The organism is Deltaproteobacteria bacterium (assembly GCA_019308925.1).
In the GTDB taxonomy this organism is placed as follows: Bacteria; Desulfobacterota; B13-G15; order B13-G15; family RBG-16-54-18; genus JAFDHG01.
Map to the genome: position 1 here is coordinate 23,751 of JAFDHG010000034.1, position 16,437 is coordinate 40,187.

16 protein-coding genes are annotated in these 16,437 nt (G+C 51.0%); 8 read left to right on the forward strand and 8 right to left on the reverse strand.

What is annotated here, in order from left to right; translation table 11 throughout:
• Window positions 1-14 precede the first annotated feature (14 nt).
• The 7 genes from JRI46_06940 to JRI46_06970 all read left to right on the forward strand — a co-directional run bounded on the left by JRI46_06940 (window position 15) and on the right by JRI46_06970 (window position 8,204).
• On the forward strand, window positions 15-1,343 hold the full coding sequence (locus JRI46_06940) for a UDP-N-acetylmuramate--L-alanine ligase (protein MBW2039317.1): 1,329 nt from the start codon (window positions 15-17) through the stop codon (window positions 1,341-1,343).
• Window positions 1,340-2,263, forward strand: a complete 924-nt coding sequence (murB, locus tag JRI46_06945) for a UDP-N-acetylmuramate dehydrogenase (GenBank protein MBW2039318.1) — start codon at window positions 1,340-1,342, stop codon at window positions 2,261-2,263. Before JRI46_06940 ends, murB begins: the two co-directional genes overlap by 4 nt.
• Window positions 2,250-3,170: a D-alanine--D-alanine ligase gene (locus JRI46_06950; GenBank protein MBW2039319.1), complete on the forward strand. Its 921-nt coding sequence runs from the start codon at window positions 2,250-2,252 to the stop codon at window positions 3,168-3,170. The genes murB and JRI46_06950 overlap by 14 nt, the downstream gene beginning before the upstream one ends.
• Complete coding sequence (locus tag JRI46_06955; protein ID MBW2039320.1) at window positions 3,167-3,904, forward strand: FtsQ-type POTRA domain-containing protein; 738 nt, start codon at window positions 3,167-3,169, stop codon at window positions 3,902-3,904. The genes JRI46_06950 and JRI46_06955 overlap by 4 nt, the downstream gene beginning before the upstream one ends.
• A gap of 4 nt (window positions 3,905-3,908) precedes the next feature.
• Complete coding sequence (ftsA, locus tag JRI46_06960; GenBank protein MBW2039321.1) at window positions 3,909-5,135, forward strand: cell division protein FtsA; 1,227 nt, start codon at window positions 3,909-3,911, stop codon at window positions 5,133-5,135.
• 82 nt (window positions 5,136-5,217) lie between these two features.
• Complete coding sequence (ftsZ, locus tag JRI46_06965; GenBank protein ID MBW2039322.1) at window positions 5,218-6,375, forward strand: cell division protein FtsZ; 1,158 nt, start codon at window positions 5,218-5,220, stop codon at window positions 6,373-6,375.
• A 149-nt stretch (window positions 6,376-6,524) separates the two neighbouring features.
• Window positions 6,525-8,204, forward strand: coding sequence for a radical SAM protein (locus tag JRI46_06970; protein ID MBW2039323.1), 1,680 nt, complete (start codon window positions 6,525-6,527; stop codon window positions 8,202-8,204).
• Window positions 8,205-8,409: 205 nt separating this feature from the next.
• Here JRI46_06970 and JRI46_06975 read toward each other — a convergent pair whose 3' ends face one another.
• Window positions 8,410-8,661: a zinc ribbon domain-containing protein gene (locus JRI46_06975; protein ID MBW2039324.1), complete on the reverse strand. Its 252-nt coding sequence runs from the start codon at window positions 8,659-8,661 to the stop codon at window positions 8,410-8,412.
• Between the two features lie 136 nt (window positions 8,662-8,797).
• On the opposite strand from JRI46_06975, the gene JRI46_06980 reads away from it, so the two are divergent.
• Window positions 8,798-10,540 carry an NAD+ synthase gene (locus JRI46_06980; GenBank protein MBW2039325.1) on the forward strand — a complete coding sequence of 581 codons (1,743 nt, stop codon included), beginning with the start codon at window positions 8,798-8,800 and terminating at the stop codon, window positions 10,538-10,540.
• Here JRI46_06980 and JRI46_06985 read toward each other — a convergent pair.
• The 7 genes from JRI46_06985 to JRI46_07015 all read right to left on the reverse strand — a co-directional run bounded on the left by JRI46_06985 (window position 10,537) and on the right by JRI46_07015 (window position 15,934).
• The gene (locus tag JRI46_06985; protein MBW2039326.1) at window positions 10,537-11,511 is read right to left on the reverse strand and encodes a GDP-mannose 4,6-dehydratase; all 975 of its coding nucleotides are present in this window, start codon (window positions 11,509-11,511) and stop codon (window positions 10,537-10,539) included. The genes JRI46_06980 and JRI46_06985 overlap by 4 nt on opposite strands.
• Before the next feature lie 16 nt (window positions 11,512-11,527).
• The gene (locus JRI46_06990; protein MBW2039327.1) at window positions 11,528-12,031 is read right to left on the reverse strand and encodes a hypothetical protein; all 504 of its coding nucleotides are present in this window, start codon (window positions 12,029-12,031) and stop codon (window positions 11,528-11,530) included.
• Window positions 12,032-12,609: 578 nt separating this feature from the next.
• A complete protein-coding gene (locus JRI46_06995; protein MBW2039328.1) occupies window positions 12,610-13,365 on the reverse strand; it encodes an SIMPL domain-containing protein in 756 nt (251 codons plus the stop codon).
• 120 nt (window positions 13,366-13,485) lie between these two features.
• A complete protein-coding gene (locus tag JRI46_07000) occupies window positions 13,486-14,532 on the reverse strand; it encodes a methylglyoxal synthase (GenBank protein MBW2039329.1) in 1,047 nt (348 codons plus the stop codon).
• 273 nt (window positions 14,533-14,805) lie between these two features.
• A complete protein-coding gene (locus JRI46_07005; GenBank protein MBW2039330.1) occupies window positions 14,806-15,231 on the reverse strand; it encodes a DUF86 domain-containing protein in 426 nt (141 codons plus the stop codon).
• Window positions 15,192-15,599 carry a nucleotidyltransferase domain-containing protein gene (locus tag JRI46_07010; protein ID MBW2039331.1) on the reverse strand — a complete coding sequence of 136 codons (408 nt, stop codon included), beginning with the start codon at window positions 15,597-15,599 and terminating at the stop codon, window positions 15,192-15,194. The genes JRI46_07005 and JRI46_07010 overlap by 40 nt, the downstream gene beginning before the upstream one ends.
• A complete protein-coding gene (locus JRI46_07015; GenBank protein ID MBW2039332.1) occupies window positions 15,596-15,934 on the reverse strand; it encodes a hypothetical protein in 339 nt (112 codons plus the stop codon). The genes JRI46_07010 and JRI46_07015 overlap by 4 nt, the downstream gene beginning before the upstream one ends.
• Between the last annotated feature and the right edge of the window lie 503 nt (window positions 15,935-16,437).

The following is a 16,437-nucleotide window of genomic DNA, read 5'->3' on the forward strand; positions in this document are numbered from 1 at the left end:
TTGGTGGGATAGGGATGAGTGGGATAGCTGAGGTCCTCCTCAACCTCGGCTACAGGATAACGGGATCGGATTTGAGGCAGACGGAGATCACAAGGCGTCTGAGTCAGTTGGGGTCCAGGATAGTCTATACCCATCGTAGGGAGAATGTGGAAGGGGCCGATGTGGTGGTGATCTCCTCGGCCATCAAAGGGGACAACCCAGAGGTTCAGGAGGCAAAGGCGAAAATGATCCCCGTGATCCCGCGCGCCGAGATGTTGGCGGAGTTGATGAGGATGAAGTACGGCATCGCCGTGGCTGGTACACACGGCAAAACCACCACCACCTCCATGATAGCCACCGTTTTGGCCCATGGAGGGTTGGACCCCACCATGGTGATTGGGGGGAGGCTAAACAGCTTGGGGAGCAACGCCAAGCTCGGGGAGGGGGAATTTCTGGTGGCTGAGGCCGATGAAAGCGACGGCACCTTCCTCAAGTTGTCCCCCACCATCGCCATCGTCACCAATATAGATCCTGAACACCTGGACTACTATGGTGACATAGAGCACCTCAAGAGGACCTTCTTGGAATTCGTCAACAAGATCCCCTTTTATGGGAGTTCCATACTTTGTCTCGACCACGAAAACATCCAGGCCCTGATCCCTTATGTGGAAAAGAGGTATATTACCTATGGCCTCAGCCGTGAGGCCAACCTGCGGGGGGAGGGGATTGCCGCCCGCGGATGGGGGATCGACTTCCATGCCTACTGGCAGGATCGACCCCTGGGAAAGGTGATGCTCAGGATGCCCGGGATCCACAACGTATATAATACCTTGGCTGCCATTGCCTGTGGGGTAGAGTTAGAGATAGAATTCCCCATCATTCAAGAGGCCTTAGAAGGCTTTCCAGGGATCCAGAGGAGGTTTCAACTAAAGGGGGAATATGCCGGGATCACGGTCATAGACGACTATGCCCATCATCCCGTAGAGATCAGGGCCACCTTGGCGGCGGCAAAGGCACTGGGCAAGAGGCGGATTGTGGCCGTTTTCCAACCCCACAGATATACCAGGACAAGGGATCTCTTCGGTGACTTCCTCTGCTGCTTCCCGCAGGCCGACATCGTCTTCATCACGGACATCTACCCGGCGGGAGAGGACCCTATCCCAGGGGTGAGTGCCGAGGTCCTCTTTGAAGGAATTAGGAAAGAAGGTCATACGAAGGTCCATTACATCCCCGATAGAGAGATGTTGGCTGAAGAGGTCCTGCAGGTCTTGGGACCTGGAGATATCGTCATCACCTTGGGGGCGGGGAACGTCTGGGAGGTATCAGAGACCATAGTGGAGACCTTGAGGAAGAGGTCTAAATGACCAACGGAGTCCTGGAGGAGAGGATCAGAAAAGAGGGGTTCAGGGGGGATGTCCGACGACAGGTCCCCATGAGAGAGATCACTTCCTTCAGGATTGGGGGACCAGCGGACCTCATCCTCTTCCCCCGAGATCTGGAGGACCTGCAGGTGTTGATAACCCTCTTTCAACGAGAAGGGGTAAGATACCTACTGCTCGGCAACGGGACCAACCTACTGGTATCGGACAGCGAGGTGCGAGAACCCCTGATAAGCCTCTCCCAAGGGTTCACAGAGATAAAAAAGGAGGGGGCAAAGATCACGGCAGAGGGTGGGGTGGGACTTTCTCAACTGCTCCATTTTTGTGCGGAGAACGCCCTCAGCAATCTAGAGCCTTTGGCCGGTATCCCTGGTACAGTAGGGGGAGGGATAAGGATGAACGCCGGCAGCGGTGGTGTGGAGATGGGGGATCTAATATCCTCCCTGATGGTAATGGACCATCTGGGGCAGATCAGGCGGCTGAAAAGATGGGAAGTAAGTTTTGGTTACAGAAGTGTCGGCCTGTCCCCAGAAGACATAATCCTCCAGGGGGAATTCTCCCTGCAAATGGGAAAAAGGGAAGAGATCATGGAAGAAATGGAGGACTTCCTGCGAAGGAGGAGGGGAACTCAGCCCCTCTCCCTCCCCAGCGCCGGTTCGATCTTTAAAAATCCCCAGGGGATATCGGCTGGGAAGTTGATCGAAGGGGTGGGATTAAAGGGATTCCGCCTGGGGGATGCAATGGTCTCTCCCATGCACGCAAACTTCATCGTCAACCTGGGGGCAGCCCGGGCACGGGATGTTTTGAGGTTGATCGATTTGATAAAGGAGAGGGTATATCGAGAAAGGGGAGTAAGGCTTGAATTGGAGGTGGTGATCATAGGTGAACCGGGTGTGGTGGGATAAACGCATCGGAGTGTTGATGGGGGGGGTCTCTCATGAGCGGGAGATATCTTTGAAGACCGGCACAGCGGTACTTAATGCCCTGCAAAAACAGGGATATAACACGGTGGGGATTGAGGTCTCCTTCGATATCGTAAAACGCCTCCTGGAGGAGGGTATAGATGTGGCCTTCATCGCCCTGCACGGCCGTTGGGGTGAGGATGGAACTGTTCAGGGGCTCCTCGAACTGTTGCGGATCCCCTACACCGGATCCGGGGTGTTGGCCAGTGCCTTGGCCATGAACAAGATCAAGGCCAAAGAGATCTTCCTCTATCATGGTATCCCCACCCCGGAGTTCGTCACCCCTCAGGAGGAGGAACCAGAGGAATTACCCTTCCCTCATCCCTGGGTAGTCAAACCGGCCTCGGAGGGGTCGACCATTGGGGTAACTATAGCGGAGGACAAAAAGGGGTTGGAGGAGGCCCTGCGCCGCGCAAGACGCTATGATCAACAGATCCTCATCGAGCGGTTCATAGTGGGAAAGGAGCTCACTGTAGGGATCCTCAAAGGGGAGCCCCTCCCGGTCGTCGAGATCGCCCCCAAAGACGGTTTCTATGACTACCAAGCGAAATACACCCCTGGGATAACGGAATACATAATCCCCGCTAGGATCGCCGAGCAAGAGCAACAGGAGGTACAAAGAGTAAGCCTGAAGGCCTATCATGTCCTGGGATGTAGCGGCTGTGCCAGGGTGGATCTCTTCCTGAGTGAAGGAGGAGAGGTCTTTATTACAGAGGTCAACACCTTGCCAGGGATGACAGAGACCAGCCTTGTGCCCAAGGCGGCGGCCCACAATGGGATATCCTTTCCCCAACTGGTGCAGATCATTTTGGAGGAGGCCTCTTTGAAGATCGAGGCAGGAGAGAGATGAAAGGAGGGGGAAAGTTGTTAATCTGGGGGATAGGGGTTGCCCTCATCGGCTCCCTCTGGGGTTTGGAAAGGGGTTCTCGGCTGCTGCTTACCCCCCCTCTATGGGTGGAGAAGATCGAGGTGAGGGAATGCCAGCGCATGGACCGCCAGCAGATCTTGGATGCCGCCTCTATTCCACCCCAAGCCCCTATCCTCAAACTCGATCTCAAGGAGATAGCCCAAAGGGTAGAATCTCTTCCATGGGTCAGGTCCTGCGAGGTGCGCAGGATCCTGCCGGACAAGTTGTCGTTGCGAATAGTGGAGAGGAGGCCAGCGGCCTTGATCCACATAGGGAGGCTTTGGTACGTGGATGAGGATGGCACCCCCTTTAAGGAGCCCTCCCCTGGTGAGACCTTAGACTACCCTGTCCTGACCGGATGGGAGGATCAGGGGTGGAAGAAGGGTGAAGGGGAAGAGTTGATCCAGGAGGCCTTGGGGTTTTTAAGGGAGGTGCGAAACTACCCTCATCTCACCCAGGAGGGAGTATCCGAGATCCATCTGAATGAGATCGGCGAGTTGACCATCTTTACGGCGAAAAGGGGGGTGATGATCAATCTAGGTCGGGGGGACATAGGACTCAAGCTAAGGAGATTGGAGGAGGTCTGGAAGAGGATGATAACGAGACACCTCCCTGTGAAATATATACTGTGTGAGTGCAACGACCGCATCGTGGTCGGGCTGGCGGAAAGGGGGTGAGAGGATGAGTAGAAAGGAAGAGTTCATCGTGGGGTTGGACATCGGGACGACCAAGATCTGCGCCATCGTGGGTGTACCTTCTGGCAAGGGTGTAGATGTCATCGGGATAGGTACGCATCCATCGCATGGTCTCAGGAAAGGGGTGGTGGTCAATATCGAGAGCACGGTGCAATCGATAAGGAGGGCAGTAGAGGAAGCGGAACTGATGGCCGGTTGTGAGATCACATCTGTCTATACCGGGATTGCTGGGGGACATATCAAGGGGTTTAACAGCCATGGGATCGTCGCAGTAAAGAGCCGTGAGGTGACCGAAGGGGACATCAGAAGGGTCATCGATGCCGCCAGTGCCATCGCCATCCCCATGGACCGGGAGGTTATCCATATTTTGCCCCAAGAGTACATCGTAGACGGCCAAAATGGGATCAAGGACCCCCTAGGGATGAGCGGGGTCAGGTTGGAAGTCAAAGTCCATATCGTCACAGGGGCAGTCACCTCGGCGCAAAACATCATCAAGTGCGCCAACAGGGCAGGGTTGGAGGTCAACGACATCATCTTACAGCAACTGGGCTCCAGTGAAGCGGCCCTCACCCCTGAGGAAGAGGAGCTGGGTGTGGCACTGGTGGACATCGGAGGTGGGACCACTGACATCGCCATCTTCCACCAAGGAAGCATAAAACATACATCGGTCATGTCTCTGGCCGGCGACCATATCACCGGCGACATCGCCATTGGCCTCAGGACCCCCATCGAAGAGGCGGAGAAGATCAAGAAAAAACACGGATGTGCCCTGATCTCTCTCGTGGGAAAGGAGGAAAAGGTGGAGGTCCCTGCTGTGGGCGAAAGGAAGGCTAGGGTCATCTCCAGACAGACCCTAGCGGAGATTATAGAACCCCGGGTGGAAGAGACCTTATCCTTGGTGCAGAGGGAGGTCATCACCTCTGGATATGAAAACCTCATCGCCTCAGGAATTGTCCTCACCGGAGGATCTGCCCTCCTGGAAGGGGTGACGGAGCTGGCGGAACAGATCTTCAGCCTCCCCGTACGCAGGGGCTATCCCAGGGATGTGGGGGGGCTTACGGACATTGTCAAGAATCCCATCTACACTACCGCAGTAGGGCTCGTCTTATATGGGAAGAGGGGACGCATAGGTGAGGGTTTCTCACCTGGTGAGGAGAATATCTTTGATAAGGTCACCCGTAGGATGAAGGGTTGGTTTAAGGAGTTTTTCTAGACAAAGGAGACTGGAGATGATCGAACTGGAGGAAATGGCCAACGATTTCCCTGCAAGGGGATTTATAAAGGAGGTCTTAGAGATGTTTGAGCTAGAGGAAAACCAAAAATTGGGGGCAAGGATAAAGGTAATAGGTATTGGTGGAGGTGGCTGTAATGCGGTAAACACCATGATCGATCTTGAATTAGAGGGGGTCGATTTCATCTGCGCCAACACCGATGCCCAAGCCCTGAAGGTCTGCCAGGCCCCCCTGAAGATCCAACTGGGGGAGAGGCTTACAGGGGGCAGAGGCGCAGGTGCTGACCCCGAGATCGGCAGGAGGGCCACCATGGAGAGCGTGGACCAGATCAAAGAGGCCTTGGGAGGAGCGGACATGGTCTTTATCACCGCCGGGTTGGGAGGGGGGACAGGTACTGGAGGGGCCCCTATTGTGGCCAACATCGCCAAGGAATTGGGGGCCTTGAGTGTGGCCATCGTCACCAAACCCTTCCTTTTCGAGGGGCGCAAGAGGCATCGCCAGGCGGAGGAGGGGTGGTATGAGTTAAAAGGATTTGCCGACACCCTCATCACCATCCCCAACCAGCGGTTACTCGCCATCAGTGGCAAGAGCATGCCCTTGCTTGAGGCCTTTAGGAAGGCGGACGAGGTCCTCTACCAGGCGGCCAAGGGGATCTCAGACCTCGTCATAGTCCCCGGATTGATCAATCTCGACTTCGCCGATGTCAAGACCGCGATGTCGGAGATGGGAATGGCCATCATGGGCATGGGGGTTACATCGGGAGAAAACCGCGCCATGGAGGCGGCACAGAAGGCCATATCCAGCCCCTTGTTGGAGGACATCTCCATCCATGGGGCGAAGGGGGTCTTGATCAACATCACTGGGGGGGCGGACCTAACCCTCCATGAGGTAAGCGAGGCCTCCACCCTCATCCAAAAAGAGACCCATGAGGAGGCAAACATCATCTTTGGGGCGGTAGTAGATGAAAGGATGAAGGATGAGATCAGGGTAACGGTGATCGCCACCGGCCTCGGCGAAGAGGAGAAAAAGAGGGAGAGGCTCCGCAGTCTGAAAGTGATCCCTGGTGAGTCTATGGAGGACATGGAGATCCCAACCTTCCTAAGGAGGGGAAAGGTCATAGATGAATTCTCTGGTTTCCGCTTCCACAAGGCCGAGGAACCCTTTCCCGAAGAGGAAGAGAGATACGACATCCCCACCTTTATGCGGAAACAGGCGGATTAGATGTGCCATAGGCACATCTCTTGAGGGCTTCGCTCCCAGGTTCCAATAGGGAAAACCTCTTGGGGGTTTCAGGGGGTTTTACCCCCTGAAGTCAGGCTCAAAGGGACTATGGATCTAAAAGAGATCTCATAACTTCAAACTAATATCTCGTGACAAAGAGAATTGTCCTCAGTCATAGGCATCTCCTAGCGAAGGAAGAGGGGACCATCATCAAGAAATGGGAGGGAAAGATCCCTATCTGCCTCATTTTCCCCAACTACTATCATGTGGGGATGTCCAATCTGGGATTCCAGCTCCTTTATCGACACCTAAACTCCCTGCCAGAGGTAGTTTGTGAGCGGGCCTTCCTTCCGGAAAGGAAGGAATGGGGGGAATATTCTAGGAGCAACAGACCCCTTATTTCTTTAGAGTCCGGCAAGCCGCTTTCCCAATTCCAGATCATCGCCTTTTCCTTGCCCTTTGAGAATGACTTCCTACATTTGTTATCCATCCTCCAACTGGCCAAGATTCCGCTGAAGGCCCAGGACAGGGATGAAAGGGTCCCCCTGATCGTGGCTGGAGGGGCGGCGGTCTCCCTCAACCCCGAGCCCCTAGCCCCCTTTGTGGACCTCTTCTTCATCGGGGAAGGAGAGGAGACCTTGATCGATTTCTTAAAGGCCTTCCAAGGAGGGGGCAGGGGTGGCAAGAAGGGCTTTCTGGAAGGGGTAGCAGGGACAGAGGGGGTATATGTCCCGACCCTCTATCAGGCGATATACGATCAACATGGTTTTATTGGAGAATTTTTCCCACTAAAGGGCAAGGCCCCGGAGAGGGTAAGGAGGAGATGGATCACAGACCCTAGCCGCTACCCATCCCACTCAGCCATCCTGACCCCCCTGACGGAATTCAAGGAGATGTTCCTCCTGGAGGTAAACAGGGGTTGTCCCAGGAGCTGCCGGTTCTGCGCTGCCAGGTCCCTTTACTTCCCCTTTCGCAACAGAGGTATGGATACCCTGATTAGGGAGGCCGATCTGGGATTGCAAAGGGGAAGGAGGATAGGCCTGGTGGGATCTGCCCTGGCGGACCATCCCCGGTTTACAGAGCTTTGCGAAGACATTGTAGAAAAAGGGGGAAGGATATCAATCGCCTCCATCAGGGCCGACGCCATAACGGACAAACTGGCCAATCTCCTAGTCCTCAGTGGGCATCGAACCGTGGCCATAGCCCCTGAGACGGGCTCTGAGAGGTTGCGGAAAGTGCTGGAGAAGGGGTTCACAGAGGAGGAGATCATCAGTTCTGTCGAGATCCTCGCTGGCCACGGCATCAACAACCTAAAGCTCTACTTCATTATCGGACTGCCCACTGAGACCTGGGAGGATATAGACGGGATCGTCGCCCTGACCAAGAGGATAAGACACCAAATGGTAAAGGGAGGAAGGAGGGTGGGGGAACTCACCCTCAGCATTAATCCTTTCATCCCCAAGGCATGGACCCCCTTCCAGTGGCAACCATTCGAGGAGGTAAAGAGCATAAAGGAAAAGATCAGGGTCATCAAAAAGGGCCTCCAAAAAATCCCCCACCTACACGTGCTGCACGAACTGCCAAAATGGGGATATGTCCAGACCCTCCTTTCCATGGGGGATAGGAGGGTGGGGGAGCTCCTTCTGCTCGCCCTTCAGGCCAAGGGGAACTGGCCCTCTGTCTTCAAAGATTCTTATATCAACCCTGATTTTTGGGTATATAGAAAAAAAAGAAAAGAGGAGATCCTCCCCTGGGACTTTATCGACCACGGCCTAAAAAAAGACGCCCTATGGAAGGAATATAGGAAGGCAATAGGCAAACCCGCATGAGGGTTTGCCTCATCCCCGCCCATGAAAAATACAGGATTCTAGGATTCGGGGGGTCAAATCATATGGTTCCAGGGGTCTAGGGGCCCAGGGTTCTAGTGAAAGACAAACCCCTTAAATCCTTCCCACAAAAAAAAGGAAATACCTTAAAAAATCCTCGCCTAAAAGCCCAATTTTACCGTGAATGAGTTTCACGGTAAACTAGGGCTTAATCTTTGTCCTCGGGTTTCTTGTCCTTTTCCCCCTCACTCTTTTGCGCTGTTTTTTCTCTCTTGCCCTTTTTGTCCTTATAATCTGTGGCGTACCAGCCACTCCCCTTCAATTGAAAATTGGTGAGGGAGATGACTCGTTGTAATTTCCCCGAACAGTATTTGCATTCTTGTAGTGGTTCGTCCGTGATCTTCTGCATCACCTCAAATTCCCGACCACAATTGGTGCATTGATACTCGTAGATAGGCACTTTGCTCTCACCTTTAATAAAAAAAATAATTTCTAGTTCCACCTTTGTCAAGGATACAGATGTGCCATATTCTCTTGACATTATGATCGATGCTGTGTTATTTTATACAAAAAATATGCGGGTGGAAGGAGAGGGTATGAGAACCATAAGGATCGCCTTGGCCCAGATCAACACCACATTGGGGGATCTAGAGGGAAACGCTCAGAAGATAGTAGAGGGGATCCAAAGGGCCAGAGAGATGGGGGTGGATCTGCTCGCCTTTCCTGAACTGGCCATCACGGGCTACCCCCCTGAGGACCTCCTCCTCATGCCCAGATTTGTCCAGCAAAACCTAGAGGTCCTGCGCAAGATAGTGGAGACCGCCAGGGGGCTCACTGTCTTGGTGGGCTTTATAAACAAAACGGACGACATCTATAATGCCGCGGCCCTGATCCACGATGGGGAACTGGTGGATATCTATCACAAGGTCTCTCTGCCCAATTACGGCGTCTTCGATGAGGACCGCTATTTTCAGGCGGGGAAAGAGGCGCTGATCTTTGAACTAAAGGGGGTGAAGGTAGGCGTGAGTATATGCGAGGATATATGGCACGCCGGTGACCCCCTGAAGACCGAGACCTTGGTCGGCGACGCCGAGATCGTGGTAAACATCTCTGCCTCCCCCTTCTACGCTGGCAAAAGGGGGTTCCGCCAACAGATGATCTCCACCCGGGCCATGGATAATACGGCAGTCATCGCATATGTCAATATGGTGGGGGGGCAAGATGAACTGGTCTTCGACGGCAACAGCATGATCGTCGATCAAAGGGGAGAATTGATCGCCCAGGCCCATTCTTTGGAGGAGGACTTTCTGGTAGCCAATTTAGACGTGGACATGGTCTTCATGACCAGGCTACATGATCCCCGCAGGAGAAAGGAAAAGCTCACCTTCCCCTCAGACCACATCACCTTGAAGACTTTGAGCCTGACCGAGCTGAAAAAAGAGGTAGATCCCCTTCCAGCCCTCGAAAAACACCAACCGATCCAGTACGATAACTTGGGGGAGGTCTATCGGGCCTTGGTGTTGGGGACCCGCGATTATGTCCAGAAAAATGGCTTCCATGAGGTGCTTATTGGACTCAGCGGGGGGATAGACTCCTCGTTGGTGGCCGCTATAGCCGTCGATGCCCTGGAAAGAGATAATGTCACAGGTGTGGCCATGCCCTCCCTCTATACCGCCAAGGAGAGCCTGGATGATGCCCAGAGGCTGGCCGATAACCTGAAGATAAAGTTGCTGAGGATCCCCATCTCCTCCATCTTTGACTCCTATCTGGAGACCTTAAGGCCCCACTTTCAAGGGGTGAAGGAGGATGCCACGGAAGAAAACATCCAGGCCAGGATCAGGGGAAACATCCTCATGGCCCTCTCCAACAGATTCGGCTCATTGGTCCTGACCACCGGCAACAAGAGTGAGCTCAGCACGGGCTACTGCACCCTCTACGGAGATATGGCCGGGGGATTCGCAGTGATAAAGGATTGTCCCAAGACCTTGGTCTCTCAGTTGGCGGGCTATAAGAACAAGAAGGAGGACAAGGAGGTCATCCCTGCCCGCATCATCCAGAAGGAGCCCTCGGCTGAACTGCGCCCCAACCAGAAGGATACCGACACCTTGCCTCCCTATAACATATTGGACCCCATCCTCCAGGCCTATGTGGAGGAGGACAAAGGGGCAGATGACGTAGTGGGCCTTGGCTTTTCCAAAGAGGTGGTCAGGGATGTCATCGAAAAGGTGGACCGCAACGAATATAAAAGGCGGCAGGCCCCGCCGGGGATCAAGATCACCCCCCGGGCCCTGGGCAAAGACAGGCGCCTCCCCATAACCAACAGGTATAGGAACTTTTAAGGCGATCCCTCTCCGCCTCTATCCCTAAACCAACGCACGAACCTCTCAATCCCCTCCTCTATACCCACCTGGGGATCATAGCCCAGGAGGCGTCGGGCCTTGGAGATATCGGCATAGGTGATGGGGACATCCCCGGGCTGTTCGGGTAACTCCTCAACCTCGGCCTCCTTGCCCAAGGCATCTTCCAAGAGGGAGATGAGCTCCCGCAAGGGGACGGTGAAGGATTCCCCCAGGTTAAAGATGTCATAGCCCCGCAGGTTTCTCACCGCCCCCATCACCCCTTCAATGATATCATCGATGTAGGTATAATCCCGGCGCGATGTACCATCACCGTAAACAGGGATTCTCTCCCCCTGGTGGATGAGGCGGGTGAACTTGTGGATGACCATCTCAGGGCGCTGGCAGGGGCCATATACAGTGAAGAACCTCAGACAGAAGACGTTCAGCCCAAAGAGGCAATGGTAGGCGTAACAGAAGAGTTCCCCTGCCCTCTTTGTCACGGCATAAGGGGAGATCATCGCCTCCAATCTATCATCCTCGGAAAAGGGGACCTTGCGGTTTCTGCCATAGACGGATGAGGAGGAACCGAAGATGAGGTTCAAGACGCCGGAATCCCGACAGACCTCCAGGAGATTCAGCGTCCCCTTGACGTTTACCTCCTCATAGAGGATGGGATGCTGGATAGAGGGCCTCACCCCCGCCCTGGCCGCCAGGTGGATTATCAGATCAAAGGATGATCTCCTGAACAGATCCTCCAGAAACCCCTTGTCCCTGATATCACCCTCCACCAACTGAAATTCCCCGTCCCCTTTGGTTGAGTTGATCTCCTCTATATTCCTTCTCTTTATCGCCGGGTCGTAAAAAGGGTCGAAATTGTCCAGGCAGACAACTCCATCCCCCTCCCGCAGGAGGCGCTGGCAGAGGTGCGAACCAATAAAACCAGCCCCACCAGTGACCAAGACCCGCTTCATGGACGCCTGTAATCCCTTATGGCTTGCCGCCTGTTTCCCTTTCGTCTCCATCTCCATCCAATTGCTGGAGCATGGGGAGAAATACAGTTACCTGACCATCCTTTTTGCGATCCATCAGGATGACGCTCATGCTCGTATAGATGTACCCCAGGACCTCCCCCTTATAGTTGACGATATTGAGGGCCCGCGGCTCAAAGGCAAGCCCCCAGGTGCGATCGATGTATTGATCCTCCAGACGCCTGATGGCGTATATAATCTCCTCCTCGCTGAGGGGTGATTCCCAGAACCTGCATGGAAGGTGGTAGTCGTCTTTGGGATCAAAAAGGAGCGCTGTGGGGGCCTCCTCAACCCCTGCCGAGTAGACGTCAAATGCATTGAAGAACTCCCGATCAAAGGCCCTTATCTTGACTGTCACCTCTGGGTTCACAGAGAGGTTCTTCGCCTGACCAAATGAAAGGTTAAGGGGGATAGAGGTAAAGACCAAGGAGATAAGGAAAAAGTTTATGATCATCTTTTTCACCTTCAAGACCTCCTCTTATTTTTTCTGGCTATAATTTTCGGTCCTTTGATTATCTTTATCCATTTTAACATAAAATTTTGAGGGCAAACAGCAGGGTTAAGGCGACGGTTTTGCGAAGCAAAAAATTCCGCATAATCGGCTCACGAAAAGGCATCAGACCGGCTTTCCGAAACCCCCAAAAATCGAAAACAATAACACAAGGATTAACGCTTGAATGATCCAGCCGATGATGCAAACCCCTACAGCGCGTAATGTGCTCCGATAGTCAAGGGCTTGCCTTACCGCTGTTCGATGGCCACCATCAGCAGGACCAGCAGGATACCACCTAGAAGGCAGAAAACTGCTATCCTAAGCCACCAAGGTACAACTGGATCGTCGGCAACGATCACGTATCATGGTATCCCGGCAAATATTGCAGTGAAGAGCCCGAGTACGAAGGCCAGCGAGCCGATCAGTCGAAGTGTCTTCATAATTCCTCCTTTTGCAATTGTCAAGAATCGCAATCCAAAATGTCAGTTAACGCTTTGCACGTTTGCGAAGTGCCGCCAAAGCTATCAGCCGATGTGCTAATTATGTGTCTATTTAAGTTCAAAACTTACTCTGACCCTTGCGTTGACACTGATCTGACCAAGGGCAATACTACTTCCGGTTTCCAAAGGACCTCCACTGACATTTTGCATTACATTTTGGGCCATTCTCCTTCCACCTCCCCACCGTGACCCCCACCAGCTATTATACCAATGCCACCAACCAGAATGTTCCTCACGAATGGTGTGAGGCTTGCCTATCTTTTGTCCAAGCTCCTTGGCCAAATCTTTTGCCTTTTCCTTGGCAGCCCTGATCGCAAGGGCACGTGCTTGGTCACGATACTCGCGGAGTTTTGTAGTCCGAAACTGGACTCCATGAACATAGTTGGCACCGGCTTCGAGAGCACTGCTGAGAAGATCTTCAAACTTAGAGATATCTCTCAATCGAAAAACGATTGTCTTTCGTACAAAATAACCGATGAAGTTTTCGCGTGTATACCCATCTTTATACCGTGGTTCAATGCTGATGTGGTCTGTCTGAACATGTTTTGGTTCTATTTTGTACTTCTTGGCCAGAGCAAGGACCTTCTGTACCCATTTGTCATTTTGCCTTTTCGCTATGGCAAGATCTTTATCCCATGTCTCCACTCCGAAGGTAAGAATGACCTCATCAGGAGCAACCCTGACCTCGGCATCACCAGTAACGGTAATGAGGCGTGGCCCTGGCTTATCTGCTGCACAAGCGGAAAATGAGAAAGCCAAAATGAGGACAAAAACAACAACACCCCTTCTCATGATTCCATGCATCACTCATCCCTCCTTTCCTGATAAATTATCAGCATGTATGTTAACGTTCCAGCATAAAAGATGTTTTTGCGAAGCAAAAATTCAGGTGAGTGCCGTAAGGCACGAACCTTTTATGCTGTGTTAGATGCTGCGACGTCGAACAGCTTCCTCTATCCATTCTCTTGCTTGTACTTCGTTTGTGAGCATTCGGACATCATTATTCTCGATTTCAGCCATACAAGCACTAAAAACTACACGTATATCATCAGTATGTGCATGTGGGTGCAACGGATCAACGAAAAAGACAACAATATGGCACCGACCAAACAGGATTTCTGTCGCAATCTCAATATCCCCGCCTTTTATCCCAGATAGGCACCTCCTGACTTTATTGAGTTCGCGTAGCTTCTTACAAGCGTTTTCGACATCTTGCCCTGTGGTTCCGGTTGCTAAAATATACCGGAACTTACTTAACTCATTTTCATATTGAATAGCAAAATCAACCATCCGGCTTTTCATCGCATCATGGGCAATCAATGCTATTGTCTGTTTTTCAAACTGCGTGGTCCAAAACTCTTCAGAGTGCCTCTCACGTTTTGGTGATCTAACTTTGTAATATTTCTTGTTATATTCAAGTTCTGCCTCAGGCCAAGGGTTATCTGCCTCAGGGGTGCCCAAAGCTATCTTCAACGGTATTTCTTGAGGGTTTCGTCTAATGTCCCTTTTGGCCTCGTCACGAAACCAAGCCCTTACAGATTCAGCATTCATTAATCGCTTAGCATTCCATAGATCACAAAGCCGCATCATGGCAAGATGCTCCGGGTTGAGCCAGTGTACTGTAATCGGGCTCAAAAAAGGCCAAATAATACTACATTGACGTTGTACAATTAGGTTAGCCAAAATCGTTACACCACCCTTCTTTCGATCAGGCAGAACTGTTGCATTGGATTTTATAAAGTTGCTTACGTCTTTTCTTATAGGTTTTAGGTCTCGTCTGGGCGGAACCTCTGTATCCTTTCCGAGCACTAAACGACTGAAAGTGCCTCCAGTGAAGAAAAAGTGAAACTCGCTCAACCTTTTCTTGTTGTTATTGTAAAGTTCCTCGAATAGGCAAGCCAACTCGTTATTTTTTCTGACACTGTCATGGCTCGTAAGGACTGCAATCAGTGTTTTTCTAACTTTATCCATCTCAAACACCTCTTTGTTTTTTCTCCTCTACTAATAAGAACAAGACGCCGTGGCATCGGGGCGGGTAAGCGAAGTTCGCTGCAAGGAAAGCTTGCTTTCATTCCTGCGGAAGATAAGCGTATTTGAGTAAGCGAAGTGTCCCGCAAACACGCTGATAATAATTAAAAAATGAGTTTTTCCACCGCCAAAAGGGGGCTAGAGCGGCAAAGACATCCATGGTGGGTTTGCCCTCAAGTATGTCTCTGTGAGGTATGGCTATAGTTGAAAAGGGTTTCATTTCTCTACCTCCTTAGCTTTTTGAACAAAATCTTTTACAATATCTAACAATTTAACTATCTCCGCAAGTTCATCCTCTTTAATTTTATAGTATTCGTGAGCTATCAGATTTCTTAAAAACATCAGCCTTTTTGTAGCATTGAATATTTCATCCACCATCATCTGGTTTCGATGAAGCAGCTCAAATATTTCCCTGTAAGTTGACGGAAAGCCAAATCGCTTCTTGGTGACTATGTATTCCCCAATTTCAATAAGCGCATTCACAGCCTGAAAACATTCCATGGCAAGTGTGTTATATACAAGATAATCCGCAATATCTTTCTCAGTCAATTTTTTTGCATTCTCAAAGTGGTTCTCAAATCTAAGAATGTTTTCCAAAAGCTTCATCTTAACACCTCTGATGCTATTCTTTGGTAAATCCATGAAGTCTCCAAGTAATTCCTCAAAACTTCCAATTTTTTCTCAAAGAGATATTCCTCATCTCTACTGAAGATCTCTCTTCCATATTTTAAGACTTCAAACTGGATATGAACTGGAAGACGGTGGAAGAGCACAACATCAATTTCTTGGGAATATAGGCTTCCGATTTCAGCCTCTGCTTCAGGATCAGGATTCTTCAGAATTACTGCTATGTCCACATCAGATAATGGTTTTTCTGTATCTTTTGCATAAGAACCAAAGAGAAATACTGCTACTGCTTTGGAACAGGTTTTTATCTGCTCCACTATCTTCTCCAACAATCCTTCGAGTATATCCGCATCGGATATTGTTTTGATTGAGAAATTCCTCATTTTCCCACCTCTCTTTTAATAAAATCTTCCAAGTCTGTTTCAAATCTATCCTTGAAAGCCTTTTCTGCAAGTTTTTTAAATTCTGGCTCAATATAAAGTATTTCTGCTGTGTGTTTGCCAAGTTTCGGAGTCAAAACACTCTGCCCATTTACATAGACAATATGAGATGCCCAGGGTTTACCCCGTGAGATATCTTCTCCTATCTCACGGGGTGAAAGTTCTTTGATGATAAATTCCTTATCTCCTTTAAACTCATCCTCGCTCCAATTATCTTTGTATTCTCTCCAGACAATAGCTATATCCTTTCCCTCTTTTTCACCAAGAAAGGAAGCCATCAAGGAGTTTCTTCCTTTATATTACAAAGGAATTTTACAGGGGACGAAAAGAAAAGACCTTTTTGCCAAAGGTCTCAACATGAAAACGGATTGCAGACTCTGCTACAATCTTATATTGCCTCATAAAATCCCCCCTTCTCTGATACTTCACAATAACAATGGTACCATATTCTTTGATTTTTCAAGAGCGAGAATATTCCTTTCAGCCTCCCTTTTCGCTACAAAATTTTCCCACAATTTTTCCAAATTGTCAAATTATTTTGGTTTTATTGAAGGGCAATGAAAGCCTTCATTGGCTTTAAACTTGAAGAGAAAGACCAAGGGGGGTACCATGTACCGTCTCATCCTAATTAAACCGTAATGCCTCAGTTATCAGGGGAGGAGGACCCCTTATCCCCTCGCTTCAGAGCTTTCGCGGTGACCCTTTCGGGGTTCGCAGGCGGGGAATACTTGCCCCTTCCCCGCTCTAAAGGCGGGGCTTTCCCCTTCCTGCTCACCCTCGG